At 72.7% G+C, this 15,939-nt stretch carries 5 protein-coding genes; 2 read left to right on the plus strand and 3 right to left on the minus strand.

The genetic code is table 11. From position 1 onward, the window contains the following. Window position 1 precedes the first annotated feature (1 nt). Window positions 2–7,156, minus strand: a complete 7,155-nt coding sequence (locus ACFFQA_RS32465) for an SDR family NAD(P)-dependent oxidoreductase (RefSeq protein WP_377860589.1) — start codon at window positions 7,154–7,156, stop codon at window positions 2–4. Window positions 7,157–7,910: 754 nt separating this feature from the next. Here ACFFQA_RS32465 and ACFFQA_RS32470 point away from each other — a divergent pair. Beyond that, window positions 7,911–9,287, plus strand: coding sequence for a dihydrolipoyl dehydrogenase family protein (locus ACFFQA_RS32470; RefSeq protein WP_377860591.1), 1,377 nt, complete (start codon window positions 7,911–7,913; stop codon window positions 9,285–9,287). Between the two features lie 143 nt (window positions 9,288–9,430). On the opposite strand, the gene ACFFQA_RS32475 is transcribed toward ACFFQA_RS32470, so the two are convergent. Further along, a complete protein-coding gene (locus tag ACFFQA_RS32475; RefSeq protein WP_377860593.1) occupies window positions 9,431–9,646 on the minus strand; it encodes a hypothetical protein in 216 nt (71 codons plus the stop codon). A 22-nt stretch (window positions 9,647–9,668) separates the two neighbouring features. Then, window positions 9,669–12,371, minus strand: coding sequence for a class IV lanthionine synthetase LanL (lanL, locus tag ACFFQA_RS32480; RefSeq protein WP_377860866.1), 2,703 nt, complete (start codon window positions 12,369–12,371; stop codon window positions 9,669–9,671). Window positions 12,372–12,927: 556 nt separating this feature from the next. Between lanL and ACFFQA_RS32485 the strand changes: the two genes are divergently transcribed. After that, a complete protein-coding gene (locus ACFFQA_RS32485; protein ID WP_377860595.1) occupies window positions 12,928–15,840 on the plus strand; it encodes a helix-turn-helix transcriptional regulator in 2,913 nt (970 codons plus the stop codon). Window positions 15,841–15,939: the final 99 nt, after the last annotated feature.

Consider the following 15,939-nt stretch of genomic DNA (forward strand, 5'->3'; position numbering starts at 1 on the left):
GTCACCAACCGGAAGCGGTGTAGACGACGGCGCGGAGGTCGGGAGCGCCGAAGGCCAGCTCGCGCAGGAGGGACATGGTGCCCTCCTCCGGGTCGATCAGGGAGATGCCTCGGCGGCCGTACTCCTGCTGGAGCTCCACGGTCACCATGCCGCCGTGCTGCGCGCTCGGCGCCCACGGTCCCCAGTGGACGGTCACGGCGCGGTTGCCGGTGCGGGTGGCCCACGCGGCGCCGATCGCCTCGAGGGCGTCGTTGGCCGAGGAGTAGTCCGACTGGCCCCGGTTGCCCAGCACGGCGGCGATGCTGCCGAACAGGGTCACGAAGCGCGGTCCGACCGGCAGCTCCTCCAGCGCGGCCAGCAGCGCGCGGGCGCCGCCGACCTTGGTGGTGAACACCCGCTGGAAGGACTCGACGTCCTTCTCCGCCAACAGCTTGTCCTCGATCACACCCGCCGCGTAGACGACACCGTCGATGCGGCCGTGCTCGGTGTGGATCTCCTTGACCAGCTGGCGCAGCGCGTCGTGGTCGCGGACGTCCAGGCTGTGGTAACGGACCTGGCTGCCCAGCTCGCGCAGCTGCTCCACGGTCGCGGTGACCTCGCGCTGCGCCAGGATCTTCCTGCTCAGCTTCTCGATCTCGGCGGGGGAGCGGTGGCCCAGCTCGATCAGCGCCTTGCGCAGCGCGGTCTTGTCGGTGGCCGCGGCGGTCTTGGGGTCCTCGTCCTCGGTCGCTGCCGCGGTGCGCCCGACCAGCTCGATGCGGCAGCCGCTCGCCGAGGCCAGCGTCGCGGCGAACTGGGCCGTGATCCCGCGCGCCCCACCGATCAGCAGCACCACGGAGTCGCGGTCCAGCCCGATGGCCTGCGCCTCGGCCGCCCCGTCACCGGCAGGGCCCGCGCCCGTGCTGCCCAGGGTCAGCGGCAGCTCGCTCATCACCAGCCCGTGCCGGGAGCCCGGGGCGGCGAGCACCACCGGAGCGTCCTCAGTGGACAGCAGCTCGGCGAGCACCAGCTCCGCGACCACGGCCGCCTCGGCGGTGTGGTCCACCTCGACCAGGCGGGCGACGGTGTCGGGGTACTCGCGCTGCACGGTGCGGTAGAAGCCGCGCAGGCCGGCGTTGCGGCCGTGGGGCAGCTCAGGCACGGCCGCGCCGCCACCGGTGGGGCTGACCGAGACGAGCCAGCGCAGGCCGCTCACGAGCGCGGACTTGAACGCCGGGAAGGTCTCCGGCAGCACCGGCTCGTCGGTGGCCTCCCACCCGTCGAGGTGCAGCACGCCGTCCACCTTGCCGTCGGCCTCGGTGAGCGGGCGAGGAGCGTCCGAAGTGGACACGGTGGCGCCGTGCTGGCGGAGCAGGGTGGCCAGCACGGCGCTCACCTCGCCGGTGCCGAAGAGCAGGAAGGTGCTGTCGCCCAGCGCCTTCCCGGCCTCTGAAATGGGCACAGTGGACAGTGCGGTCGGCGCGAGCACGAGGCGCTTCGGCGCGATGCCCGGGTTCGCCGGCTCCGCGACGGCGGCGGCCGGGGTGGCGGTCGGGGTCGCGGCGGGGGCGTCGTCGCGGCTGGTCAGCCACGAGGTGATCGCCTGTGCGGTGCGGGCCTTGGCCAGCTCTTCCAGCTGGTCGTCGGCCAGTTCGGCGTCCGTCGCGCCGATGCGGGAGGCGAGTTCGCCCGCGATCTCGGTGCGCTTGATGGAGTCGATGGAGAGGTCGGCTTCGAGGTCGAGGTCGGGCTCGATCATGTCCAGCGGGTAGCCGGTGCGCTCGCTGATGATCTCCAGCACCGTGGCCAGGACGTCGGCCTCGGACAGCGCCGTGCCGGTGGCGGCCGGGGCCGCGGTAGCGGCGGGTGCCGGGGCGGTGGAGCCGACGCGGCTGCTCAGCCAGTCGGAGATGGCCTGTGCGGTGCGTGCCTTGGCCAGTTCCTCCAGCTGGTCGTCGGCCAGTTCGGCGTCCGTCGCGCCGATGCGGGAGGCGAGTTCGCCCGCGATCTCGGTGCGCTTGATGGAGTCGATGGAGAGGTCGGCTTCGAGGTCGAGGTCGGGCTCGATCATGTCCAGCGGGTAGCCGGTGCGCTCGCTGATGATCTCCAGCACCGTGCCCAGAACGTCCACAGTGGACTGCGTCGGGGCGGGCGCCGCCGGTGCCGGTGCGGCTTCCACGACAGCGGGGACGGAAGCCGGCGCGGGCGCCGAGTACTGCTGAACGGGCGCGACCGGGGCGACCGCGTACTGCACCTCCGGCGCGGAGCCGAGGTAGGTCAGCAGCACGTCGCGCTGCGCCTGCACCATCTCGCGGCTGGCCTGGAGGAACTCGTTGACCAGCGCGTCGCGGTTCGTGCCTGGCTGCGGGGCGGAGCCGCCTGGGGTCGTCATGGTGCTGATCTCCACACGTCGGGCGGGCGCGAGGCCGTTGGGCAGGAAGTCGCCGGAAGCGGTGCGCACGACGTGACCGTCGATGGTCCAGCCCGCGCGCTTCGGCGGCTTGGCGTTGGTGAGGTCCTTGGCGTCGCGGCCGGCGAACAGCCAGCCGGTGCGCACGCCGACACCGGCGACCGCGAGCGTGGCGACCGCGTTCAGCAGTCCCGCCAGCCCGTGCCCAGGGCGGCCTTCGCAGGCCACGGTCAGGTGCGGCCGATCGCCCAGGATCGACTTCACCAGGTTCGTGAGCACCTTGCCGGGACCGGCTTCGACGAAGATCCGCGCGCCGTCGGCGTACATGGCCTCGATCTGCTCGACGAACCGGACCGGGGCGCCGACCTGCGCGGCCAGCTCGGCCCGGACGTCGGAACCGTAGGTCGCGGCGGTCCGGTTCGCGTACACCGGCAGCTCCGGCGCGCGCACGTCGGCGCCGGCGAGCACGGCCGCGAAGGTCTCGGTGGCACCGCTGACCAGCGGGCTGTGGAAGGCGCACGCCACGTTCAGCTTCTTCGGGCCGAGCTTGGCCGCCTTGAGCGCCGCCACCGCCTCGTCGATCGCGGCGGTCGGCCCGGAGATCACCAGCTGGTCGGGGGCGTTGTGGTTGGCGGCGACGATCGTGTCAGCCAGCCCCGCCCCGGTCAGCACCTCGGTGACCCGCTCGATGCCCGCCTTCACCGCGGCCATCGCGCCCGGGTCGTCCCCGGCGGCGCCCAGGATCGAGTCCGCGCGCGCCTCGCTCAGCGCCAGCAGCGTCGCGGGGTCCATGGCCCCGGCCGCGGACAGCGCGACCAGCTCGCCGTAGCTGTGCCCCGCGACCATGTCCGGCCGCACGTCCAAGCGGCTGAGCAGCTCGTGCACGGCCAGGCCCGCGACACCCAGCGCGGGCTGCGCGACCCGGGTGTCCCGCAGCCGAGCGTCCTGCTCCTTGGCCCGCTGCTCGTCGAAGGCGGCGGGCGGGAAGATCGTCGAGGCCCACTTGCGGCCCTCGTGCAGCAGGTGGTGCACCTCGGGGAAGGCGACGAACAGGTCGGCCAGCATGCCCGGCTTCTGGCTGCCCTGGCCCGGGAACAGGAAGGCGAGCTTCCCGCCCGCATCGGGGGAGACCGAGGCCAGGTGCACACCGCGCGGGGTCTCCCCGGCGAGTGCGCTGCGCAGCAGCTGCGCCAGGTCGTCGAGGCCGGTGGCGACCACGGCGATCTGGACCGGCTCGGTGCGCGCGTCGGAGCGGCGGGCCACGGTGCGGGCGATGTCCCGCAACCGCCACGGCCGACCGCTGGAGTCGTTGACCCGCAACAGTTCCAGGGTTTGCTCGACGTGCTTGGCCGCGGCCTTCACGTCCACGCCGCGGAAGGTGAACAGCTCCGCGGGCCACGCGTCGCCCGCGTGACGAGGAGCCGGTCCGCCGTCGTAGCCGCGCAGCACCACGTGGAAGTTGGTGCCACCGAAGCCGAACGCGCTCACACCGGCCACGCGCTCGGCGGGCTCGGCGGCCCACGGCAGCGCGGTGGAGGTGAAGGTGAACGGGCTGCTGTCCGGCTGCCACGCGGCGTTCGGGTCGGACACGTGCAGCGTCGGCGGCTTGACCCCGGTGTGCAGCGCGAGTGCTGCCTTGATCAGACCGGCAAGACCCGCGGCGCACTTGGTGTGGCCGATCTGCGACTTCACCGAGCCGACCGTGCAGCCCGCGGGCTGTGCGCCGTGCTCGACGAACATCTTCGTCAGCGTGCTCAGCTCGGTGCGGTCACCGACGACGGTCCCGGTGCCGTGCGCCTCGACCAGGCCGACCTCGGCGGGGGAGATCCGCGCGTTGGCGTAGGCCCGCTCCAGCGCGTTGCGCTGCCCCTCCGGGCGCGGGGCGGTGAGCCCGAGCGACTTGCCGTCACTGGCCGCGCCGACGCCCTTGATCACGCCGTAGATCCGGTCACCGTCGCGCTCGGCGTCGGCGAGGCGCTTCAGCGCGACGCACGCGACGCCCTCACCGAGCGCGATGCCGTCCGCGCTGCCGTCGAAGGTGCGGCACTGCCCGGTGGGCGAGAGCGCGTGCACCGACGAGAACAGCAGGTAGTCGTTGATGCCGTTGTGCAGGTCCGCGCCGCCGCACAGCATCATGTCCGCCGTGCCGCTGACGAGCTCCTTGCACGCCACGTCCAACGCGGCCAAGGAGGACGCGCACGCGGCGTCCACGGTGTAGTTCGCGCCGCCGAGGTCCAAGCGGTTGGCGATGCGGCCCGAGATGACGTTGGCCAGCATGCCCGGGAAGGAGTCCTCGGTCAGCTTGGGCAGCTGCTCGTCCAGCGCCTTCGGGATCTCGCCGACGTAGGAGGGCAGCACCGCGCGCAGCGACGCGGCGTTGGACAGGTCGCTGCCCGCCTCGGCGCCGAACACCACGCCGGTGCGGGAGCGGTCGAAGGCCCGGTCGGCGTAGCCCGCGTCGGCCAGCGAGCGCTGAGCGGCTTCGAGCGCGAGCAGCTGCACCGGCTCGATGGCGGCCAGCGAGGCCGGGGGAATGCCGTAGCTGAGCGGGTCGAAGGGGATCTCCGGCAGGAAGCCGCCCCACTTCGACGGGGTCTTCTCCCCCGCGGTGCGGCCCACCGCCTCCGGCGAGTAGTAGGTCTGGTGGTCCCACCGGCTCAGCGGCACCTCGGTGACCGAGTCCAGGCCGCCGAGCACGTTGGCCCAGTAGGTCGGCAGGTCGGCGGCGCCGGGGAACATGCACGCCATGCCCACGATCGCCACGTCCAGCGGCTCCGGGGCCTCGGCCTCGGCCCGCTCCCGCCCGCTGAACGCGGACAGCTCGTCGAGCCGGGTGGTCAGGAAGGCGGCGGCGTCCGCGCTGACCGACGCGTGCAGCTCGGCGACCGTGGTGACGGCGGAGCGCAGCACGGCGACCTGACCGGCCATGAACATGCCGTCGGAGAGCTGCTCGGCCTCGGCGACCTCGACCAGCGCGTCACCGTCGCGGGTGACGCCCTTGCTGGCGATGCGCAGGCGGCCGACGTTGAGCTGCTCCAGCTTCTCCCACGCCTCGCGGTCCGGGACGCCGGTGGTGCGCAGCTCCTCCTTGATCGCCAGGAACTCCTCGGCGAACGGCGAGGTGACGCAGCGGGTGGCGTGGCCGGGCGCGGTCTCCAGCAGCTCGGTGCGCTCGGCGGCGATCACCTGCCGCTGGAAGGCGGGCTGCACGGCGCCCGCGGCCACGGCCTCCTCGGTGAACAGGTACGCGGTGCCCATCAGCACACCGACGGCGACACCGCGCTCGGTCAGCGGCGTGGCCATGGCCGTGACCATCGCGGCGGAGCGCTCGTCGTGGACGCCACCGGCGAAGAACACCTGGATGCCCGAACCGTCCTTGGTGGACAGGTGGTCGAGCAGCACCGAGATCTGGGCTTCCCACAACGGGAAGCTCGACCTCGGGCCGACGTGGCCACCGCACTCGGAGCCCTCGAAGATGAACCGGCGCGCGCCCGCGTCCAGGAACTGCTTGAGCAGCCCGGGGGAGGGCACGTGCAGCAGCGCGGCGATGCCGACCTCTTCCAGCGCCGACGCCTGGGCGGGACGGCCACCGGCGATGATCGCGCAGGCGGGCTTGATCTCCCGGATGATCTCCAGCTGCGCGGCGCGCACGTCCTCCGGGGCGAAGCCGAGCACGCCGACACCCCACGGGCGCTCACCGAGCAGCTCGCGGGTCTCCTCCAGCAGCGCGCGGGTCTGTGACGCCCCCGCGAGGGCCAGCGCGAGGAACGGCATCGCGCCGCCGTCGGCGACGGCCTTGGCGAAGGCGGCCTGGTCGCTGACGCGGGTCATCGGGCCCTGCGCGATCGGCAGCTCGACACCGAGCGCGGCGGCCAGCGGGGCACCAGGCCGGAGCGCGTCGGCGGCGCTGTCGGAGCGCAGCGACTCCAGCACGCCCTCGCGCAGCCCGCGCACGCAGTCGGCGGCGGTGCGGAAGCGGTCGGCGAACTGCTTGGCGAGGAAGCCGTCCTGGCCGACCGGCAGCAGCTGCTCGCGCAGGTCCCGCCCGCCGAGCCGGGCCGCGACCTCGTCCTCGGTCAGGTCCGCGGTCGCCGGGGCGCCGGGGCCGCGGCGCAGCAGCACGCGGTGACCGCCCACCAGCACGGTCTCGGAGCCGTCCATGGTGGCGACGGCGGCGGTGACCTCCTCGGGGAGGTCGGACTCGGCGAGCAGGGCGAGCTGGCTGTCCAGGACGACACCGGCCGCGCCGCCGATGACCGCCGCGGTCGCGGTGTGCGGCCCGACGCCGCCGTTGACCCACACCGGCACGTCGAGCTCGGCGACGAGCTTCTGCAGCAGGACGAAGGAGCTGAGCTCGCCGACCCGCCCACCGGCCTCGTGGCCCCGGGCGATCAGGCCGTGCGCACCCGCAGCCACGGCGGCGCGGGCCTGCTCGGGCGAGGTCACCTCGGCCAGCACCCGCACGCCCTCGGCGAAGGCGGCCTCGGCGGGGCTCCACGGCGACCCGACGCCCAGCACCACGGTGTCGACGCGGGTGGGCAGATCCCGCGGCCGGAGGACGCAGCCAGGGGCGACCCGGACGCCGAAGGTGCCGGGAGTCCAGCGGGTGGCCAGGTCGAGAGCGCGTCGCGCGCGCCGGTCACCGGGACCGAGGTCGAGGACCCCGATCGCGCCGGCGCGGCACAGCGCGGCGACAAGGCGGGCGTTGGGCTCACCGAAGGGGGACACCCCGATGATCAGCTCGCGCCCAACCGTTTCCGCGACCATTGAGCCTCCGTCGATCAACACACCTGGCAGTTCGAGCGGACATGCGAGGTCCAACCCGAATGGCTGAATCGAGGCGGGAAGCTATCTGCATAAAACGAATTGGTGCAACGGGCGATACAGCATCTTGAGGTCGGCTCAAGCAGAAGTTGAGTCGTTCTCAAGCGGGACTCAAGCGGTGCGGTCCCGTATGGCGGCGGCTGTCACCCCATAACTTCGGCCTCCGCCGGAGTCCCCTGATTCCCTCGACCGGGGGTTTTCACACCAGGAGTGCCCGGAAGCGCTCCGCCCGGTCCCTCGGGGCGCGTTCTGCTCATCGTTGAGGACGCGCGAGGCGTTAGGCGGGGGCCACGATCGAGATGTGACCGTGACCACTCATGCGACCACCGGCTCACGCTCAGTGATCAACTTCGGGACGGGTAGCCGAGTCGTGGGCATCTGCCGAGTGAGTGTCGCTATTCCCCGTAACCGTAAATTAACGCGGGTCATGTGCTTGGTACCCAGCATTTATCGAGTCGTTCGATTCGCGTTTAGCCGAGTTCGCATCAACGATCCCAAAGTTTCGCACAGGCAATTACCACACCCCATTGGCGACCGCATCCCGACACTGTCGGCAACGATGGCGGCGCGCCCTCCAGCGGGAACGCCGGGACCGGCTTAGCGTGGGAGCGGCGCTTGGCGGCGCGTCTGCGGGAGGCTTGAACGGGCTCGCAGGGCAACGAGTCCTGGCACGGGGCATGCGGAGGAGGCGCGAGGGATGACGGCCGAACAGGTCGACGTCGTGGTGATCGGGATGGGACCGGGTGGCGAGCACGTCGCGGGCAGGCTGGCCGAGGCCGGGCTGAGCGTCGTCGGCGTGGACCAGCGCCTGGTCGGCGGTGAGTGCCCGTACTTCGGCTGCGTGCCGACGAAGATGATGGTCCGGGCGGCCGGCCTGATCGCCGAGGGCAGACGGGTGCCCGGGCTGGCCGGGGAGTCCTCGGTGCAGGCCGACTGGCGGGAGGTGGCCCGGCGCATCCGCGAGCAGGCCACCGACAACTGGGACGACAAGGTCGCGGTGCGCAGGTTCACCGACACCGGCGGCACCTTCCTGCGGGGCCGGGCCACGCTCACCGGGAAGAACGAGGTGCTGGTCACCGGCCCGGACGGCGCGGAGCACCGGCTGACCGCGCGGCGCGCCATCGTGGTGAACACCGGCACCGAGCCCGTCGTGCCGCCCATCCCCGGCCTCGCGGGCACCCCGTACTGGACCAACCGGGACGCCGTCGCGCTGGAGCTGCTGCCGTCCTCGGTGGCGATCCTCGGCGGCGGCGCGATCGGCGTGGAGTTCGCCCAGGTCTTCGCCCGCTTCGGCGTCGAGGTCACGGTGGTCGAGGCGCACCCCAGGCTGCTGGCCCTGGAAGAGCCGGAGGCGGGCGAGCTGCTGGCCAAGGTCCTGGAGACCGAGGGCGTGGCCGTGCGCACCGGCGCCAAGGTGACGGGTGTCCGGCACAACGACAAGGACGGCTTCGTCCTCGATCTCGACGGCTCCACGGTGGGCGCGGACAAGCTGCTGGTCGCCACCGGACGGCGCACCGACCTCGCCGGGCTGGGCGTCGGCGCGCTCGGACTCGACGAGCGGGCGCGGTCCCTCGATGTCGACGAGCGGTTGCGGGTCACCGACGGCGTGTGGGCGGTCGGCGACATCACCGGCAAGGGCGCGTTCACCCACACCTCGATGTACCAGGCCGACGTGGTGATCAGGGACGTGCTCGGCCAGGACGGCCCGCCCGCCGACTACCGGGCGATGCCCAGGGTGACCTTCACCGACCCCGAGGTCGGCGCGGTGGGCATCACCGAGGCGCAGGCACGCGAGCGCGGCATCACGGTCCGCACCGGCCGCACCGAGCTGTCCGCCTCCAGCAGGGGCTGGATCCACGGACCGGGCAACGAGGGCCTGATCAAGGTCGTCGAGGACGCCGACCGCGGCGTCCTCGTCGGCGCGACCGCGATGGGACCGGCGGGCGGCGAGATCCTCGGTGCCCTGGCCGTCGCGGTGCACGGCGAGGTCCCGGTCGAGCGGCTCCAGTCGATGATCTACGCCTACCCGACCTTCCACCGCGCGATCTCCACGGCTCTGGCCGACCTGTCCTGACCCACTCCGCCACCGGTGCCCGGTGGACATGGGCGCGGGGGCCCGGGCGAAACGCCCGAGCCCCCGCGCACCCCCCGAGGCCATCAGGTTCCCGGCTCCCCGTTGGCGGATCCCCTCCGCCCGCCCCCGAGCCGGGCGCTCCGTCAGGCCTTGGCGGCCTTTCCGGCCTCCTCGGCCGTCTTGCCGTCGCCGAACTCCGCGACGAACTCCTCGTCCAGGTCCGTCTCCCGGTCGCCGATGTGCAGCGTCTGCTGCGTGTACGGGCGAACGACGTTCGGATCACCGGGGCCGGTGTGCTCGGGCTCGGGCTCGGTCTCTGGCAGCGCTTGGAGGCGTGAGATGTCGGTGTTCGGTTCCATGGTGCTTCTCCCTATCTCGGTGTCATACGAAGCTGGTCCGCTCGCAGGCACGCGCACCCGCGGTGAGCGGACGTCCGCTCGGCGGTGACCACGGGGCCCCGATCCCGTGTCGCAGCCGCACCAGGAAGCCGAGCGTCCCGGCGGCTCCGGTGCCGTGTGAGAAGTCGTCACGCCGCCAGCCCGCACCCGGAACGAGCCACCGGCCGTCCCTCTGGTAGGCGTGACTGCTGATGATCTGGCCGATCCGCTCGGCCCACAACTGATATCGCCGCTCGCCGGTGGCCTCGTGCAGGTCCAGCAGGAACTCGCCGCCGCCCGCGAGCCCGTGCGCCGAGGACGGGGTGGGCACCCAGCGGCGTTGCCACACCGACAGCGCCGCCCGCTCGGCCAGCTCCAGCCAGGTGTGCTCCCCGGTCGCGCGCCACAACCGGACCAGGAACGAGCCGATCCCGGCCGTACCCGCCGCCCAGGAGTCGGCCGCTCGCGCGGTCGTGCCGGTGTGCTCGGGCCAGCGCACCCCGGAGCCGTCCTGCACCGCGGTGCTCGCCATGGCGCGGCCCGCGATCCCGGCCAGCTCCAGGAGGTCGCCCCGGCCCAGCGTCGCCGCCGCGGAGAGCAGGAAGGCCCCGATCCCGGCCGTGCCGTGCGCCAGCCCGTACGCGGAGCCGCCCTGGGACCGCGCGGCGAATGCCGCTGACGGCGCCCAGGTCAGGCCGTGGTCGTCCAGCCGCGCCTCGTGCGCGAGGTGCTCGGCGACCGCCTCGATCCGGCCGAGCAGCCCGGGGTCGCCCGAGGCGACGGTCAGCGCGCACATCGCCAGACCCGCACCGGCGATCCCGCTGGCGAGGTCGAGGTTCGGCCAGCGCGTCGGCAACCGGTGCGCCCACCCCAGCGCCTCGTCGGCCAGCCCGGCGTCGTCGAGCACCACACCGGCTCGGTGCAGCACCATGACCGCCCCGGCCCGTCCCTGAAGCAGCCCGGGAGCGGTCAACGGCTCGGCGCGCATCTTCTCCAGCAGCCAGGCCGATCCCGTCCGGACGGCCTCGCGAACCTCCGCGTCCCCGGTCGCCTCGGCGGCGGCGACCACCGTGCCGAGTCCGCCCGCCGCGCCGCAGGACACCGCGCAGACGTCCTGCCTGGAGTCCACAGTGGACCAAAGATGGCTGTTTCCCGGCCGCATGGCGGAGATCAGGTGGTCGAGGCCGTCGGAGACCACCGTGTCGACCTCCGGGATGTCACCGCTGCGCGGGGAGCGCGCAACGGCCTCGCGGCGCACCGGCAGCGCGTCGAGGAACCGCCCGGCCCTGGTCAGGGTCCACCGCCGGTCCGGATCCGCATCCTGAAGGCCGTCGACCAGCGGGCGAAGACGGCTCAGCACCGCGTGTTCCGAGCAGACCAGGTCCAGCCAGCGCTTGCGCTGGGCGATCCGCTCCGCCATCTGTCCACTGTGGACTGGTTCGGCGCCGGTCGCCAGGAACACCAGCACCGAGCCGAGCGCGTACCGGTCGGCGGCGGTGGTCCTCGGCATCCCGGCGAACTGCTCGTGCGGGGCGTAGCCGGGCGTTCCGGACGCGGACATCGTCGCGCCCTGCTCGGCGGCCAGCTCCATGTCGATCAGCGTCAGCCCGCCGTCCGGCCGCACCACCACGTTGCCCGGCGTCAGGTCCCCGAGGACCAGTCCGTCCGCGTGCACCTTGGCCAGCAGCGCCATCAGGTCCTTCGCCACCGTGACCAGCCGTTGCCAGGCGAGGCCCGGCCCGTCGGACCCGGCGAGCCACCGGCGCAGCGACTGCCCCTCGATCAGCTGCTGAGCGAGGAAGTCGTCGCCGTCCTGGGAGAACTCCGCGACGAACCGGGGAGTCACGCCGAGCGGCTCGAACCGGCGCAGCATCGCGGCCTCGTGCCGCTGGATGTCCCGGACGTCGCCGCCCGCTCCGTCGTCACCGACGTGCGCGCGGGCCTGCTTGACCACAACGGTCTCACCGGTCTCGGTGTCGACCGCGCGGTACACGCCGCCCTTGTTGGCGTGCCGGATCGCCTCCACCGCAAGGAAACGGTCGCCGAGCAGCACGCCGGCCGAGTCGGACTTCTTGCCCACCAAAGCTTTCCGCGACTCCGGGAACGGCCACGTGGTCCAGGACGGCACGGTGAACCACGGATCGCGACGGTCCTCCACCGTGCCGCCGTCCGGAGTGAGCAGCATGTCCCGATAGTCCCCGTCTGCGCTCAGCGTCGGGTTCGCCAGGAAGCAGCCGTAACGGCAGTGCACCAGGCTGCCGGCGCGGTAGGGGCGGTCGGAGAGGATGCGCGGTCCGCACAGACCCGCCGTCGCGCGGTCGAGCCGCTGGGCGAGCACCCGCAGCTGCGCGTCGTCCTCGGGGTAGACGGTGATGAACTTGCCCGCGCCGCTTCGGGTGCAGCGCGGTCCGTTGAGGTCGCGCAGCACCGTGCGCGACACGGCGAACTTGAAGGCGGCCCGGTGCTCCGCGAGCACCCGCACCGCGCGTTCGAGGACGCGCTCGGAGTGCGTCACCGTCGCGGAGAGGTGGAGTTTCCAGCCTTGCCTGCGAATCCGGGTCCCCGGTGGCGTGATGGAGCACCACTGCTCGCCCAGGTGGACGGTCCGGTCCTGCTCCCCGCGCTCGGCGAGGACGCGTTCGGCCAGCGCGACGAAGGAGGGACGGCCCGTGCGGCGCGTGGGCTGATCGGCGGACGCGACGATCATGGTCACCTGTTTGGCCCCCTTCATGTGGGCTTCCGGCTGCGGAAGGCAATCTGCCGCTCACCCAGGTGGCGGAGCATCGGGGAAACCCCTCATTTCGTTACTGCGTAGCACGTCACGTGCCGCAGTCGGGGCATCACCGAAAGCGATCGCCACTGGTCGATGCTCCGTTCGTGTGCGGTGAGGCGCTCCTGTGACGTGGCCGCGGGTGCCCGTGGTTCCGCCCCGTCCGGCACCTGCGGAAGGTGGGCACGTTCAGGAGTTTGCTGGGATCGCGGTCGTGGTCCGTTTCCGCGTGCGGCCGGCGGTCCCGTATTTTTGGTCGGTCGTGACCTACGCCGATCGGCCCGCGGCCAAGCGGCATGAGTAAGGTCGTCCGGCCCGGTGAACGGGAACCCCGCGTGCGGTGACGGCGATCACCACGCGTCCATGCAGGTGAACGTCCGGATTGGTGAGGAGTTGCCCTGGTCGGCATCATTGCTGGCACGCAGGCGAGTACAGGTCTGCGCTCTCCGAGCATGCCCCGGGGGCGTGGGCGCCCCGAGGGGTGGATGCCGTAATGCAGAAGAGGGTCGGCGGCGCGGTGCGCCCGCTGGTCGGACGCGAGACCGAGAAGGACGCGCTCACCCGCGCGATCACCCGACTCTCCGAGGGCGAGGGCGGTGGCCTGTTCCTCGCCGGTGACCCCGGCATCGGCAAGAGCCGGCTGCTGACCGACCTCACCTGGCGCGCGTCCATGCGCGGGCTGACCGTGGTCAGCGGGCGCTCCGCCGAGTTCGAGCGGGACCTGCCCTTCGGGGTCTTCGTCGACGCGCTCGACGACTACCTCGCCGACCTCCAGCCGGGAGAGCTGGAGGCGCTGGGCCGGGCGCACGTCGCCCAGCTCGCCGCCGTGTTCCCCTCGCTCGCCGACCACGCGCCGGCGCAGGACCAGGAGTCCTCGTCGCCCTCGGTGCGGTTCCGGATCTACCGCGCGATGCGGGAGCTGCTCGACGTCCTCGCCAAGGACAGCAGCGTGGTGCTCGCCCTGGACGACCTGCACTGGGCCGACCGCGCGTCCATCGAGCTGATGGAGCACCTGCTCCGGCACCCGCCGCGCGGCCGGGTGCTCGTCGCCGCCGCCTACCGGCCGCGCCAGCTCGCCCCACAGCTGTCCAACGCGCTGCTGCTGGCCAACACCCAGTGGCACTTCGAGGTCGTCGAGGTCGCCCCGCTCACCCGAGCCGAGACCGCCGCCCTGCTGGAGATCGACTCCGACGACCCGCGCCTGGCCGGGCTGTTCGAGGCGAGCAGGGGCAACCCGTTCTACGCGGAGGCGCTGTCGGAGGTCGCCACCGAGGCGCGTTACCTGCCCGGCGTCTTCACCGAGGGCAGCGCGCCGCCTGCTGTCCTCGCCGCGTTGCGCTCGGAGCTCTACCGCCTGTCCGACATCGTTCGCAGGGCGGCGGGGGCGGCCGCGGTGCTGGGCGACCCGTTCACGCCGGACCTGGTCGCCGAGGTCGCGGAGCTGGACGTGCCGACCGCCGTCGCCGCGTTGGACGAACTGGTCCGCCAGGACGTCGTGCGGGTCTCCGCTGGTGGCAGTCAGTTCGGTTTCCGCCATCCGCTCGTGCGCAGTGTCACCTACCAGGACACGGAGTCGGTGTGGCGCTTCGCCGCCCACCGGCGGGCCGCCGAGGCGCTGCGAGCTCGTCGCAGCCCCGTCCTGCTCTACGCGCACCACCTCGAACGGTCGGCGCAGCCCGGGGACCACGACGCGGCGGGCGTCCTCGCCGACGCGGCCCGCAGCGTGCTCTCCACCGCACCGGACACCGCGGCGGGCTGGTTGCAGACGGCGCTGCGGCTGCTGCCCATCGGGGGGTCGCACCACGCGCACCGCATCGAGATGCTGACCAGCCTCGCCACGGCGTTCTCCGCGATCGGTCAGACCACTCGCAGCAGAGACCTCATGCACGAGGTGCTCGACCTGCTGCCCAAGGACAGCGAGCAGCGGCTGGACATCGTCCTTCGTCTGTCCAAAGTGGAGCGTGGGCTGGGGCGGGCCAACGAGGCACGCGCGCTGGTCGTGCGTGAGCTGGAGAACGCGGGGGAGGGCAACCGTTCCGGCCGTGCGGGCGCGCTGCTGGAGATCGCCATCATCAACCTCGCCGAGGGGGACGTGCCGGAGGCGTGCCACTGGGCGGAGGACGCGTTGGCGCTCTCCTCGGGCACCGACCTGGTGGACCGGCTCAACTCCGCCGTCGCCGCCGCGATGATCATGGCGACCGCCCCTGGCCGGGCGACGCCCCCGCTGGTCGACCAGGTCCTGGCCGCGGTCCCGGCGATCGACGCCGCCTCCGACGAGGAGATCGGCAGGCACTTCAGCCTCGTCGTCTCCGCGATCACGACCGTCATGTGGGTCGAGCGCATCGACGACTCTGTCCGGCACTACACCCGCGCGATGAACCTCGCCCGGCAGAGCACCCACCGTGACTCGATCATGGCCGTCATCCTCGCCAGCGCCGAGGCGCACTCCTGGCAGGGCGCCCTCGACGAGAGTGAGGCCGCGGCGGAGGACGCGCTGGAAGCCGCGATGCTCACCGACAACGAGGAGCAGTGCCTGATCGCCTGGACCGCGCTGTCCGCGGTCGCGATGTGGCGCGGTGACATCGAGGAGGCGCTGCGCTTCAGCAGGATGGCTCTGGGCGGAGAGGACTCCGCGACCAGCGGCCGCAGCCGCGCAGCCGGGTACTACACGGCGTGGGCGCTGCTGGTGAAGGGAGAACCGGCCGAGGCGCGCAGGCGGATGATGGCCGCCATCGGTGACGAGAGCATGGCCTCGGTCGCGGTGCTCATGCGCCCTCCCGTGCTGGAGATCCTGGTTCGCATCGAGCTCGCCCTGGACGACATCGACGCCGCTGAGGCGTGGGCGCGCAGGATCGACCCGCAGGTCGGCGAGGTCCTGCCCGGCCGGTGGGGGATGCGGCACCTGGCGCACGCGCAGGTGCTGCTCGCCAGGAACCGCGTCGACGAAGCCGCCGCTCTGGCGGCGGAGGGCGCACGGCTGTGCGCGAGCGTTGGCATGCGGCTCTACGAGGGGCGGTGTCGGCTGGTGGCCGGGATCGCGCTCGGTGAGCTGGGCAAGCACGACGAGGCCCGGGTGGAGTTCGGGGCGGCGAAGGACCTGTTCGCCGCGCGGGGCGCCAAGCGGCTGCACGAGGACGTGGTCACCGCGCAGCGGCAGCTCGGGGCGAAGATGCCGCGGCGGCGCGGTGGCGCCGCGCAGGACGGGTTGATGGCGCTGACCGCGAGGGAGCGCGAGGTCGCCGAGCTGATCAGCCAGGGGCGGACGAACAAGCAGGTCGCCGAGCACCTGTTCGTCAGCCCCAAGACCGTCGAGGCGCACGTCTCGCGCATCTTCAACAAGCTCAACGTCTCCAGCCGGTCCGGTCTGACCGCCGTGGTCTTCGCCGCCCGCAGCGCCCGCGACTAGGCCGCACCCGGCAAGTGGTAACACCACTCCACCGCCCCCTGGCGTCCTCTCCCGCGTGCCCCTCGTGTCGCGTTTTGTAGTCTTAATGCGTTTTGGGAG

The organism is Allokutzneria oryzae (genome assembly GCF_042429765.1).
Lineage (GTDB): Bacteria > Actinomycetota > Actinomycetes > Mycobacteriales > Pseudonocardiaceae > Allokutzneria > Allokutzneria oryzae.